The following is a 12,647-nucleotide window of genomic DNA, read 5'->3' on the forward strand; positions in this document are numbered from 1 at the left end:
ATGCCCGTGACCCGCTCCGCCGAAGCCCAATCCTTCGACCTGCACAACGCCCGCTTCACCTCCCTCATCCGCCCGTCCCTCGGCAGCCGGGAACTCTGCACCTGGCGCGTCGAGGTGGCCCCCGGCACCGAGGGCGTCCCCCACACCATCCACCGCGAGGAGGTCTTCGTCCTGCTGCACGGCTCGGCCGTCATCACCATCGACGGCGACCGGTCCACCCTGTCGCCCGGCGACGCCGCCGTGGCCCTGGCCGGCTCCGCCATCGGCCTGAGCAACCCCAGCGACCAGCCCGCCACCGTCCTGGTCACCACCTCGGTCGGCTTCACCGGCGAACTCGCCGACGGCACCATCGTCAACCCGCCCTGGGTCAACTGACGCCCGATTCACCTGCGCCATAACCCGCTCGCCGAGATCGCCGGTGGGGTGATGATGGTGCGATGGGGCAGCTCTTGGTGCTGGTCAATGGATTGCCGGGGTCGGGGAAGACGACGCTGGGGAGATCATTGGCGATGGTGCTGGGGGGCTGCCTGCTGTCGAAGGACGACGTGAAGGAGACTCTGGCGGGGTGGGCCGATGAGCGGGTCGATGCGGCGGCGCTGGGTGGCCGGGCCATGGACATCATCTGGACGCTGGCGCGGGAGATCGCCGAGCCGGTGATCGTCGATTCGTGGTGGTTCAAGCCGCGGGATCTGGAATTCGCGAAGGCGGGTATTGCCGCTTCGGGGGCGGAGCGGGTGGTGGAGGTGTGGTGCGACCTGCCCGCCGAGGTGGCCAGGACCCGGTACGCGCGACGCCGCCGGGCAGCGATTCACGCCGATGGCCGGCGGCTGGCCGAGGATTGGGAGCGGTGGGCCGTCTGGGGTGCGCCGCTCGGGGTCTGTCCCGTGGTCGTCGTGGATACGGGGTGCCCGGTCGGAATCATGGAGCTGGTGAATCGGATTCGGCACGCCGCCGGCGGGGCGGAGCCATGACCACAGGGGGCGGGGCGATGACCACCGTATTGCCGCCTCGGTGTTTCGCCCGGTACATCGCCGAGTCGGAGGCGCGCATGAGATGGCGGTGGGTGGCTTCGGTGTAGTGCGCGCCGGGGTGGGAGGCGTCGAAGACCGCCACGCCGACGCTGGCGGTGATCGGGGTGGGCAGGCCGGGCATGGTCTCGACGGCGCGGCGGAGTTGTTCGCCGACGGTGGCGGCGGGTTCGCGCAGATAGCCGACGACGACGAATTCCTCGCCGCCGGTGCGGGCGATGAGGGTTCTGGGTGCGGCGGTGGTGCGGAGGCGGTCGGCGGTGCGGACCAGGACCTCGTCGCCGAAGGGATGGCCGAAGGTGTCGTTGACCGCCTTGAAGCGGTCCAGGTCGAGGGTCGCCACGTAGGCGGTGCGGTGATGGCAGCGGTCGATGTGGGCGAACAGGTAGGAGTCCAGGCCGCGGCGGTTCAACAGGTGCGTGAGCGGGTCGGTGAGGGCGTCCATGCGCAGCAGCCAGTGGCTGAACTGCATGAACGGCAGCATGACTCCGATGACCACGAAGATGACCAGGACCACGGCGACGCCCTCGGCGAGGGTGAACATGCGCACGGCCAGGATCGTGCCGCCCAGCAGGGCCGCACCGATGTGGATCGCCAGTACGCGCGGGCCGTGGAAGACCGTCACGTACGCGCCCATCGCCACGAGCAGCACCAGGCCCAGCACGCCGATGACCGGATCGCGCACCACGACGCTGTTGACAATGGCGTCGAGATCGAACAGCGCGATCCAGATCAGCGATTCGAACTCGCGCGGCCACGGCAGGAACCACCACCGGCAGGTCCAGATGCCCGCGACGGCCGCCTCCAGCAGCCCCTGCGCCACCCCGCCCCGGCCGGTCAGCTCGTGCTGGGAGACCATCGCCAGCAGGGCGATCGCGAGCATGGCGATGCCGCCGGCGCCGAGCATGAATTTGAATCTGCTCAGCGCCGAATGGGATTCGAATGTCTTGACCAAGCCGCGGTAGTCGACACGGTCTCGCCACCAGGCCCGGAACATCGATCGACCAGCTGTCATCGAGCGCCTCACGTCCGTTGGCGTACTACTCGACGGTAAGTCGCGGGCTAACCCGCCGCTATTGTGATCTCGATTACAGCCTGATTCAGCTCTCGCGCGGATAAACCTTCACCACGGTGCCGTCCAGGTCGGCGGCCAGATACGCCGCGCCGCTATAGGCATCGATCAGATAGACCATGATGGTCGGCCGATCGTCATTGAAGGTCCACGCTGGGTCGACGATCACATACCGCATGGTCGCGTCGGGCACATTGAGCTGCTGATCCGCCGCCTCGAGCAGACCCGGCAGCACACCCCAGTCGATCGAACTCAACACCACCGTGGTCTCGCTCCCCGACAAGGTCCCACCCGGCCCCTGCTTACTGACGCTCCCATCCCGATAGGTATAGCTGTCGTACCGCTTCGACCCCGCCGAGATGGGCATGCCCGCATTGGCATACTCCGGATAGAACGTCACCTCGCTGAATTCCTTCACCCCGGAGGCATTCTCGAACGCGGCGATCACCTGCCGAATCCCGTCGGGCGTGAGCAGATCGGCGGCATTCCCCGGATTAGCCGCCGTGGTGACAACCGCACCGGCAGGCTGCCGAGCACCGGGCGCCTGACTGGTATCGGGGGAGAGGCCCGGATTCGCCTGCGAGCCGGACCGATCCGGCCACAGCGCCACTGCGGCCACCAACCCCGCCGTCACCACAACAGCCGCAACACCAACCGGCAGCCAACGCTTGCCTGCCCTCGAACGAACGACCCCCCTCGGTTCGGACGCGGACGAAATCGGCGCGGATGCGGCAGGCGCCGGCCAAGGTGCAGACCCGCCGCGCGATGGCCACGGCGAGGATTCGGCAGAGGCCGGCTGCAGCACCGCCGCACCGGGTGCCGGCCAGGGCGCAGACTCGACAGGCGGCGGCAACGGCGCGGCGGTTCCGGCCGCCTGTGCGAGCATGCCGTCCACCTGCTCGAGGGACGGCCGCCGATCCGGGTCGGTGACGAGCATCGCCCGCAGCACCGGCGCGAGCGGCCCGGCCTGCCGCGGCGGCGGCACATCGCCCCGCACCACGGCCGCGAGCGTGGCGGCCGTCGTCTCCCGCCGCAGCGGGTGATACCCCTCCACCGCGACATACAGCAATAGCCCGAGCGACCACAGATCCGAGGCGGGATGCCCCTCCCGGCTGTCGAGCCGTTCCGGCGCAACATAATCCAGCGACCCCACCACGCTCCCGGTCGAGGTCAGCCCGTGCAACCCCTCCACCGCCGCAATCCCGAAGTCGGTGAGCACCGGCGAACCGTCCTCGCGCAACAGCACATTCGCCGGCTTGATATCCCGATGCAGCACCCCCACCGCATGCGCGGCCCGCAGCGCGGCCAGGATCCCCTGCCCCAACCGCGCGACGTCGACCGGATTCATCGGCCCGTATTCGAGCCGATCGGCCAGACTCCGCCCCCGCACCAACTCCATCACGATCCACGGATGCGCCGGCGCCGGACTGTCCACAATGTGATGCACGGCCACCACATTGGGATGCCGAATCCGCGCCAGCGCCCGAGCCTCCCGCAGCACCCGCTCCCGCTGCGCCGCCCCCGCCCCGCCGGTGCTGCCCTCCGCCGCCAGCACTTCCTTCAATGCGACTTCCCGGTGCAGCACGAGGTCATAGGCCCGCCACACCGTCCCCATCCCGCCGCTACCCAGCGCCTCGAGCACCTCGAACCGCCCGTCGACCACTGTCCGCCCGGATTCCACCGCGACAGCCTATGACCAACCCCACCCCTGCGCGAGACACCCACCCGCAACCCGAAGCCCGTCGGCCGAGCAGGTAATGGTGCACCCCTCGTCCTGCGCCATTACCTGCCCGGCGGGCTCATGGAAGGGCGACCCGCGCGCCTCCGGACACCGAGTCATGGAATTCGACTGCGGCGGGTAGGTCATAACCGAGTGATAGCAAGATCGCATCGATGTGTTACCTGCGTCACGCTGTCGGCGTTTCCCGGGGGTGGGCCGTGGTTGCTAAATCGTTATGCTCCAGGCGGATTCGCGTTTCGCGGCTCAGGGCGGGCTGGTGGGCATACGGTGGGCAACATGGAAGAAGGCCCCTCGGCGTGCTGCCGAGGGGCCTTCTTCTTGGTCTTGAAGTGCGCCATCAGGGACTCGAACCCCGAACCCGCTGATTAAGAGTCAGCTGCTCTGCCAATTGAGCTAATGGCGCGTGCTACCTGCGTTCTGGCCTGTCCCGGGGGGCTTGGCCGCTCTGCGGTGCGGAAAGAACATTAACAGGCTGTGGCGGGGAATGTGAAATCGCCTGGTTAAACGGGGTTTTTGTCGGGATGGGGGAACTTGCTGATCGGTGTTAACGGAAGGAGGGGCTGTGGGGATGAAGGGGGCGAGCCCTGTGGGGGCGAGCGCAATGTCGTTGGTCGGGGCAGGGTTGCCTGGCAGAATGGCACGAGCGTGGTCTCGACCGATCCCCGCGGGCGTGGTGGGTCGAGCAGGCGTGGTCGGGGTCCAGTCCCGGGGCCGACTACGCACCGAGAGACGTGAAGTGGGGTTGCTATGAGCGATGGTCAGGGCCGCGACCGTTCGAGGCGACGGCATACCGGGAAATGGCTGGTATTCACCGCCTTGGCATCGGTATTGGCATTGGCGCTGGTGGGATGTTCCTCGAGTTCGGGCGATTCCTCCTCGGTCGCAATCGATTCCAATCCGATCAGCGAGATGATGAAACCGAAGCTGATCTCCCCGGTCAAGGACGGCGAGAAGGGCGTCTCGCCCGGTGATCCGCTGGAGTTGAAGGTCGAGGACGGCAAGATCACCAGCGTGGCGCTGACCAACCCGGAGGGCCGGGCCGTGGCCGGCGACCTCGCCGCCGACGGCCGGTCGTGGAAGTTGGCCGAGGCGTTGGGATTCGGGCGCACCTACAAGCTGACGGTGGACGCCATCGGCCTGGGCGGCGCGACCAGCACCAGCATGAGCTTCACCACAATCTCGCCGAACAACCAGACCCACCCGTACCTGCTGCCGGGCGAGAACGAGGTGGTGGGCATCGGCCAGCCCATCGCCATCCAGTTCGACGAGAACATCCCGGACCGCAAGGCCGCCCAGGATGCGATCAAGGTCACCACCACCCCTGCCGTGGAGGGCGCCTTCTACTGGGTGAACAACCGCGAAGTGCGTTGGCGGCCCGAGCATTTCTGGGCGCCGGGCACCAAGGTCGATGTGGCCGTGAACGTTTACGGCAAGGATCTGGGCAATGGACTGGTCGGTGACACCAACATCACATCCAGCTTCACCATCGGCGACGCCGTGGTCTTCACCGCCGACGACAACACCCACATGGTGACGGTGGAGAAGAACGGCCAGGTGATCAAGACCATGCCGACCTCGATGGGCAAGAACTCCACGCCCACCGACAATGGCATCTACATCGTGGCCGACCGGCACGAGAAGATCATCATGGACTCCTCCACCTACGGCGTGGCGGTGAACTCGCCGGACGGATATAAGACCCCGGTCGACTACGCGACGCGAATCTCGTACTCCGGCATCTTCTTCCACTCGGCGCCGTGGTCGATCGGCGCGCAGGGCTCGTACAACACCAGCCACGGCTGCCTCAACCTGAGCCCGTCGGATGCGCGCTGGGTGTTCGAGAACGCCAAGCGCGGTGACATCACCATCATCAAGAACACCGTCGGCGGCACGCTGTCGGGCGTGGACGGGCTGGGTGACTGGAACATCCCGTGGGAGCAGTGGAAGGCCGGCAACGCCGACGACAATCGCTGACCCAACCAACTCTCGGGGCTCTCAGGGGCTTCGCCCCCGAACCCCCAGGAGCACTCGGGGGCTCCGCCCCGGACCCCCCAGGAGCACTCCGGGGGCTCCGCCCCCGGAGACTTGGGGGTTCCGCCCCCGGAGACTTGGGGGTTCCGCCCCCGGAGACTTGGGGGTTCCGCCCCCGGAGACTTGAGGGTTCCGCCCCCGGAGACTTGGGGGCTCCGCCCCCGGAACCTCGAAGCGGCCCGGTACCAGCAGTGCTGGTACCGGGCCGCTTTGCTCGATCAGCCTCGAGGGACCCGGCCTACTTCGTCCCGACGCCCATCGGTCCGCAGCCCAGGCTCGATTCGCCCAGGATGGCGATGGCGCTGCCGAAGACCGCGCACAGCGGTCCGTCGCCGAAGAGGATCTTGTCCAGGTTGGGCAGTCCGAAGGATCCGGTTCCGGTGGATCCGGTGGTCATGAGCCCGCCCTTGGATCCGGTCTGCGCCGAGTCGGAGGCCGATCCGGTAACCGAGGACTCCATCGGATCGTCGGCCACCGTGGCGGGCTCGGTCAGCACGATATCGGCGGAGGCGGCGGGGGTTGCGCTGAGGATGGCGGCCGTGGCTAGGAACGTGGTTACGGCACAACGGTTCACGTGAGCGTCTCTCTGGTCGAGCTCTGCGGGGGTCCCGACTCCCCCCGATGTCGTCCTGAGTGTACGAAGATCGGGTGAGCTGCGACGCAAAATCAGAAACGATACTGATCCAGTCGCGCGGATGTACGGCAATTCACAGGTCAGGCATCGATTCGGGCGATGGCGCGCACCGGCGCACCGTCCGCCCCGGCGAGCCTGATGGGCAGCAGCGACACCTCGATCCGGTGCCCCAGCTCCTGCGCCGCCAGCACCCGATCCAGATTGGTGAGATTCTCCGCGATCACCGCGTGCGCCCCGCACAGGATCCGGTGCACCGGAATATCCTGCGCCGGTGTCGGATCCACGCTCAGCGCATCGATCCCCACCGTCCGCACCCCGCACTCCACGAGATAGGCCGCCGCCTCCGGAGTCGGCGCGGGATGCCCCTGATAGGCGTAGGTACCCCAATGCGCCGACCACCCCGTCGCAATGAGCACGACCTGACCGGCGGCCACTCGCCCCTCGAAGTATTCGACCCCGATGGCACTGCGCGGCGCCAGCCCGCGCGCATCCACCGCGACCGCCGGGCCGATGAACCGATCCAGCGGCAAGGCGTCCAACGCCGGCAGCGAATCGTCGATGTGCACGGGCGCGTCCACATGCGTCCCGGTCTGCGACCCCATGCTCAGGTGCAGCACATTGACCCCGTCCGCGGTGACGGTCAGCGCCGGTTCGATCCGCACCTCCGGATCGCCCGGGTACACGGGCATCCCCGTCACCACGGGAACCGACAGGTCGATGATGCGCACGATGTCAGCCTCGCGAACCCGGCCATCCCCCGCAAGTGCTGGGCGCGCCCGGTCGCATCCGGATTCGATTACGGCTGCTTGGTGGTGAAGGCGGCGACCACCGCGCCGACCGCCGCCCCCGCCGGCGCACCGGTCACGGCGGTCGTCGCGCCGATGATCGCGCCCGCGAGCACGCAACCCGAGATCGTCCCGGTCAGCGCGCCGCTGCCCGCGCCCAGGCTCTCCAGGGTCGTCGACAGCACGGGATCGATGGCCGGAACATCGTGCAGCAGCACGGGGGACAGCAGCGCCGCGGTGAGCCCGCCGGCGATGAACCCGAGCACGCCGCCCGCAATGGCTCCCGGTCCCGCGGCCAGGAAGCATCCGTTCGTGGCCCCCGGAATTCCGCCCGCGATCGCGCCGATGCCGCCGCCGTCGGCAATGGTCCTGGTCACCCGATCACGTTCGGCCTGTTCGGTGCCGGGCTGGGTGGCGGCGGGCGCTTCGAAAGCGGCCTGGGCCGCATCCGCGCCGGGCGTCAGGACGACGGTATTGCCCTGCACATCGGCGTCGATGGGAAAGCGTAGATCGTCGATCTTGTAGAACCCGGCCAGGATTCGCACGATCTTCCCGCCGGCGTCCCGGATGACCACGGCGCCGTCCTGTAGCTGCACGCTGCCGTGCTCGATGACCACCTTGCCGGTGCGCCCGGCCAGGCTGGCGGTGACGGTGACCTCCTCGGGCTCCGCGGTGGCCGGAACGACGACCAGGCCGAGGGCGGCGCAGGCGACGCCCGCGAGGAGGGCGGCTTTCCCGAACTTCATCATGGAATTCCCCTTCGGCCGAAGCTAGCGACGGGATTCACGTTCAGGAGCTACCCCGCTGACGTTAGCTCGCGGGGCGCTAGCGGGGCGATCATGTTCTCCGAACCGTGCTGTATTTGATTCGTGGGGGACACCCCCACACCCCCGCAGGGGCCAGCCCCCGCACCCCCGCAAGGGGCTCCGCCCCTTGGACCCCGGGCAGGGCGGATGGCGATGAGGGCGAATAGGGATGAAGGGCGGGCGGGGGATGCGGGCTACTCGGGGGCGAACGGTGCGTTGTTCGTGGCGAGGGTGTTCGGTGAACTACCGTCGTCGGGGTGAGCACCGCACGGATCGTGATCGTGGGCGGCGGTTTCGCCGGGGTGGAATGCGCTCGATACCTGGAGCGCCGGTTGCGCCCGGGGGAGGCGGAGGTGCGGCTGGTGGGGGCGATCGGCGCGGGCCAGCTGTATCTGCCGCTGCTGCCGCAGGTTGCCGGAGGTGTGCTGCCCTCGCAGGCGGTGGTGGTGTCGCTGCGGCGGGTGCTGAAGCGCACCGAGCTGATTCCCGGGATGGTGGTGGGCGCGGACGCGGCCCGCCGGCAATGCGTGGTGCGAGGGCCCTCGGGGGGTGAATACGCCCTGGACTACGACCATCTCGTACTGGCCACCGGCAGCATCACCCGCATCCTGCACATTCCGGGCCTGCCCGAGCACGGATTCGGCATGAAGACCCTCGCCGAGGCCGTCTATCTGCGCGATCACGTGCTGCGCCAGCTGGATATGGCCGCCATCGCCGAGGATCCGGCGGAGCAACGGGAGCGCTCCACCTTCGTGACCATCGGCGCCGGGTACGCCGGCACCGAGACCATGGCCGTGCTCACCCGGCTGGCCCGGTCCGCGGCCCGGCAGTACTACCCGCGGCTGGATCCGGACCTGGTGCGCTGTCATCTGATCAATCACAGCGACCGCGTCATGCCCGAACTCGGCGAGCGCCTGGGGGAGAGCGCGAAGAAGCTGATGGCCAAACGCGGAATCGAATTCACCCCTGGCGCTTCCGCGTCGGAGGTCGGCGAGCGCTCGCTCACCCTGACCACCGGCCAAGTGATTCCGACCCGCACGGTCGTGTGGACCGCGGGCGTGACCCCGAGCCCGCTCGCCGAGCATCTGAGCGCGGAGACGGTGCACGGCCGCATGGTCGCCGACGCCGATCTGAGCGTGCCGAGCCTGGCCGGCGTCTGGGCCTGCGGTGACGTGGCCGCAGTACCGGACGTGACCAATCCGGGCACGTTCTGCGCCCCTACCGCTCAGCACGCCATGCGCCAGGGCCGCCACCTGGGCGCGAATCTGGTTGCGGCCCTGCGTGGTAAGCCCCGCACCGACTACCGCCACAAGGATCTGGGCATGGTCGTCGACCTGGGCGGCCGGGATGCGCTGGCCCGCCCGCTGGGCATCGGATTACGCGGCGCCCCAGCACAATTGGTGACCCGCGGCTATCACCTGATGGCCACCCGCACCTTCACCGCCCGCGCCCGCATCGCCTTCAACTGGGCCCTGCACGCGGTGACCGGCGACGATTTCATCCGCCTCGGCTTCGGTGACGACGCTCCGCACACCATCGGCGATTTCGAACGCTCCGCCGACTATCTGAGCGCCGATCAGGTCGCCGCCATCCTCGACTCCCGGATATGAGGAAGCCCCGGTCCAGGGTGGTTGGACCGGGGCTCCTCGAGTGGCCTACGTCCCGGCAGACGGTCGGCCACGGGAATTCCCGCTAGCGCACCGGGGAGGGCGTGCGATCGTCGGGCTGTGGTTGTTTGCCGAGCAGCGAATGCTTACGGCCGTAGGCGAAGTAGAGCACCGTGCCCAGCGCCATCCAGATGACGAAGCGCAGCCAGGTCTCGATGGACAGGTTGAGCATCAGCCACAGGCAGGCCAGCGCCGCCAGGATCGGCACCAGCGGGACCAGCGGAACGCGGAAGCCGCGCTTCAGGTCCGGGCGGGTGCGGCGCAGGATCGGCACGCCGACCGCCACCAGCACGAATGCGGCCAGGGTGCCGATATTGACCATCTCTTCGAGGGTGCCGAAGTCGACGAACCCGGCCAGCAGCGCGCAGATGACACCGACCAGCACGGTCAGCCGCACCGGCGTGCCCTTGGATCCGGTGTGCGCCAGACCGCGCGGCAGCAGCCCGTCGCGCGCCATGGCGAACAGCACGCGGGTCTGGCCCATGTACATCACCATGACGACCGTGGACAGGCCGGCGATCGCGCCGATGGAGATGATGGACTTCACCCAGGTCGCGCCGTGCAGCGCGAAAGCCGTTGCCAGGGTGGCGTTCCCGCCGGCCAGCTCGGTGTAGGGCACCATGCCGGTGAGCACGATCGAAACACCCACGTAGAGCACGGTCACAATGGCCAGCGCGCCGAAGATGCCGCGCGGCACATCGCGCTGCGGGTTGCGGGTCTCCTCCGCGGCGGTGGCGACCACATCGAAGCCGACGAAGGCGAAGAACACCAGGGAGGCGGCCGCGAGCAGGCCGTACCAGCCGTAGCTGGTGCCGCCGGAGCCGGTCAGGAAGGAGAACAGCGACTGCCGCAGACCGTCGGCGTGCTCCGTCGGCTGGGCCGGCGGAATGTAGGGCGTCAGGTTGGACGGCTTGAAGTAGGTGGCGCCGACGACCAGCACCAGGGCGATCACACCCAGTTTGATGGCGACCGCGACGGCCGACACCCGCGAGGACAGCTTGGTGCCGGTGGCCAGCAGCACGCCGACGATCGCGATGATCAGCACCGCGCCCCAGTCGAAGGTGATCGAACCCAGGTGCAGCACCGGCGGTTGCGAGCCGAGCACCTCACCGAGGTATTGCGACCAGCCCTTGGCCACCACCGACACCGCGAGGGCGAACTCCAGGATCAGGTCCCAGCCGATGATCCACGCGATGATCTCGCCGAACGTGGCGTACGCGAACGTATACGCGCTGCCCGCGACCGGAACAGTCGAAGCGAATTCGGCGTAGCACAGGGCGGTCAGGCCGCACGCGATCGCCGCGAAGACGAAGGCGAGGGAGACCGACGGTCCCGCCACGGTGCCCGCCGTGCGCGCGGTGAGGGTGAAGATGCCCGCGCCGATGACCACCGCGACGCCGAAGATCGTGAGATCCCGGGCCGTGAGGTCCTTGCGTAGCTTGGAATCCGGTTCATCGGTATCCCGGATCGACTGTTCAACTGATTTGGTGCGGAACAATCCGCTCGTGATCGCCACTCTTGGTTTCCTCCTTGAAACTCCGGTGCTGCGGTCAGATCGACCGCGGGATGGCGTCGAGACGCCGCTCGGCGAACCGGTTCGCCGCCTCGCCCGTTCCGATTCCTTCGTCCGTCGCGGCCGCGATGATGTCGCGGACGCGATCGAAGATGCTGGTGACATCGGCTTCCACGGCGGCCGGTTCGGCCTGCCGCAGTTCACCCGCCACCTGAATGAGGCCGCCCGCATTGGCGACGAAGTCCGGCACCCACGTGATGCCGCGGCCGCGCAGCGCCTGCTCGACCTCGGGGTGCGCGAGCTGGTTGTTGGCCGCGCCGCAGACCAGCTTGGCCGCGATGGCGTCGGCGCTGGACATGGTGAGCGTGGCGCCGAGCGCGCAGGGCGCGTACACATCGACCGGTGCGGTGGCGACGTGACTGAGCAGTCGCACCTGCGGGTGCTGCTGCGAAACCCGCTGCATGGCAGCCTCGTTCACATCGGTGATGCAGACCTCCGCGCCGTCGGCGAGCAGCAGGGCGGTGAGCTCGCGGCCCACCTTGCCCACGCCCTCGACGCCCACCGTGCGGCCCGCCAGCGACGGTGTGCCCCATACGGATTCGGCGCCCGCGCGCATGGAGTGGAAGACGCCGAGCGCGGTCAGCCGGGCGCTGTCGCCGGAGCCGCCGGCGGCGGTGCTGCGGCCGGTCACATGGCGGGTGTGCTGCCCGATGATGTCGAGGTCGTCGGTATTGGTGCCGACATCGCCCGCCGTGATGTAGCGCCCGCCAAGGGTTTCCACGAAGCGCGCGTAGGAAGCCAGCAGCGCCTCGGTCTTGGCCACGGCGGGATCGCCGATGATGACGGCCTTGCCGCCGCCCAGGTCGACGCCGGCGGCCGCGGCCTTGTAGGTCATGCCCCAGGACAGGCGCAGCACGTCTTCCAGGGCCGCGCCCTCGGTGGCGTAGGGGTAGAAGCGGGTGCCGCCCAGCGCGGGGCCCAGCGTGGTCGAATGGATCGCGATAATGGCCTTGAGGCCGGTCTTGTCGTCCTCGCAGAACACGACCTGTTCGTGGCTGCGGCGGCTCAGCTCGTGCGAGCGGCCGAAAACCCCTGCCTCGGTCTGCATTGCGGTCACGATCGATTCCTTTCGGTCGCCGCCCGGGTAGGGCGGTTTCGGTTGCCGCCTGGGTGTGGCGGTGATGGGTGCCGCTGGTGGGCGGCGAGGTTCCCCGATCCGCCCGCCTCCGTCGTTCCGGCATGCTTTTGGCCGGAATCCACCGCGATCAGTGGTGGCGTCGCGGGTGTGGATCCCGGCCAAAAGCGCGCCGGGACGACGGGTGGGTGGGCTCGGGTGGGTCGGTCGGGTCGGTTGATTCGGTCGCCGGGGG

12 protein-coding genes and 1 tRNA gene are annotated in these 12,647 nt (G+C 68.6%); 4 read left to right on the plus strand and 9 right to left on the minus strand.

Features of this window, described 5'->3' with window-relative positions; genetic code table 11:
• Both ACYQ5L_RS08610 and ACYQ5L_RS08615 read left to right on the plus strand, forming a co-directional pair.
• Window positions 1-375, plus strand: coding sequence for a cupin domain-containing protein (locus tag ACYQ5L_RS08610; RefSeq protein WP_459956864.1), 375 nt, complete (start codon window positions 1-3; stop codon window positions 373-375).
• A gap of 62 nt (window positions 376-437) precedes the next feature.
• Window positions 438-971 carry a P-loop nucleotide/nucleoside kinase family protein gene (locus ACYQ5L_RS08615; RefSeq protein WP_459956865.1) on the plus strand — a complete coding sequence of 178 codons (534 nt, stop codon included), beginning with the start codon at window positions 438-440 and terminating at the stop codon, window positions 969-971.
• Here ACYQ5L_RS08615 and ACYQ5L_RS08620 read toward each other — a convergent pair.
• The 4 genes from ACYQ5L_RS08620 to ACYQ5L_RS08635 all read right to left on the minus strand — a co-directional run bounded on the left by ACYQ5L_RS08620 (window position 919) and on the right by ACYQ5L_RS08635 (window position 4,737).
• Window positions 919-2,043 (minus strand): GGDEF domain-containing protein, encoded by a 1,125-nt coding sequence (locus ACYQ5L_RS08620; protein ID WP_459956866.1) that lies wholly within the window; start codon window positions 2,041-2,043, stop codon window positions 919-921. The two genes, ACYQ5L_RS08615 and ACYQ5L_RS08620, sit on opposite strands and share 53 nt — an antisense overlap.
• A gap of 85 nt (window positions 2,044-2,128) precedes the next feature.
• Complete coding sequence (locus ACYQ5L_RS08625) at window positions 2,129-3,781, minus strand: serine/threonine-protein kinase (protein ID WP_459956867.1); 1,653 nt, start codon at window positions 3,779-3,781, stop codon at window positions 2,129-2,131.
• A 390-nt stretch (window positions 3,782-4,171) separates the two neighbouring features.
• Window positions 4,172-4,244 (minus strand) — tRNA-Lys (locus ACYQ5L_RS08630).
• A gap of 355 nt (window positions 4,245-4,599) precedes the next feature.
• Window positions 4,600-4,737 (minus strand): hypothetical protein, encoded by a 138-nt coding sequence (locus tag ACYQ5L_RS08635; RefSeq protein ID WP_459956868.1) that lies wholly within the window; start codon window positions 4,735-4,737, stop codon window positions 4,600-4,602.
• Between the two features lie 13 nt (window positions 4,738-4,750).
• Between ACYQ5L_RS08635 and ACYQ5L_RS08640 the strand changes: the two genes are divergently transcribed.
• Window positions 4,751-5,815, plus strand: coding sequence for a L,D-transpeptidase (locus ACYQ5L_RS08640; protein ID WP_459956869.1), 1,065 nt, complete (start codon window positions 4,751-4,753; stop codon window positions 5,813-5,815).
• 295 nt (window positions 5,816-6,110) lie between these two features.
• Here ACYQ5L_RS08640 and ACYQ5L_RS08645 read toward each other — a convergent pair whose 3' ends face one another.
• The 3 genes from ACYQ5L_RS08645 to ACYQ5L_RS08655 form a co-directional block, all read right to left on the minus strand.
• The gene (locus tag ACYQ5L_RS08645) at window positions 6,111-6,446 is read right to left on the minus strand and encodes a hypothetical protein (protein WP_459956870.1); all 336 of its coding nucleotides are present in this window, start codon (window positions 6,444-6,446) and stop codon (window positions 6,111-6,113) included.
• 140 nt (window positions 6,447-6,586) lie between these two features.
• On the minus strand, window positions 6,587-7,234 hold the full coding sequence (locus ACYQ5L_RS08650) for a cyclase family protein (RefSeq protein WP_459956871.1): 648 nt from the start codon (window positions 7,232-7,234) through the stop codon (window positions 6,587-6,589).
• A gap of 68 nt (window positions 7,235-7,302) precedes the next feature.
• Window positions 7,303-8,040, minus strand: a complete 738-nt coding sequence (locus ACYQ5L_RS08655; protein ID WP_459956872.1) for a DUF8020 domain-containing protein — start codon at window positions 8,038-8,040, stop codon at window positions 7,303-7,305.
• A 314-nt stretch (window positions 8,041-8,354) separates the two neighbouring features.
• Between ACYQ5L_RS08655 and ACYQ5L_RS08660 the strand changes: the two genes are divergently transcribed.
• On the plus strand, window positions 8,355-9,707 hold the full coding sequence (locus ACYQ5L_RS08660; protein WP_459956873.1) for an NAD(P)/FAD-dependent oxidoreductase: 1,353 nt from the start codon (window positions 8,355-8,357) through the stop codon (window positions 9,705-9,707).
• Window positions 9,708-9,789: 82 nt separating this feature from the next.
• On the opposite strand, the gene ACYQ5L_RS08665 is transcribed toward ACYQ5L_RS08660, so the two are convergent.
• Both ACYQ5L_RS08665 and ACYQ5L_RS08670 read right to left on the minus strand, forming a co-directional pair.
• Window positions 9,790-11,280 (minus strand): APC family permease, encoded by a 1,491-nt coding sequence (locus tag ACYQ5L_RS08665; RefSeq protein WP_459956874.1) that lies wholly within the window; start codon window positions 11,278-11,280, stop codon window positions 9,790-9,792.
• Between the two features lie 34 nt (window positions 11,281-11,314).
• Window positions 11,315-12,385 carry a Glu/Leu/Phe/Val dehydrogenase dimerization domain-containing protein gene (locus ACYQ5L_RS08670; RefSeq protein WP_459963362.1) on the minus strand — a complete coding sequence of 357 codons (1,071 nt, stop codon included), beginning with the start codon at window positions 12,383-12,385 and terminating at the stop codon, window positions 11,315-11,317.
• Between the last annotated feature and the right edge of the window lie 262 nt (window positions 12,386-12,647).

It is taken from the genome of Nocardia sp. IFM 10818 (assembly GCF_054655275.1).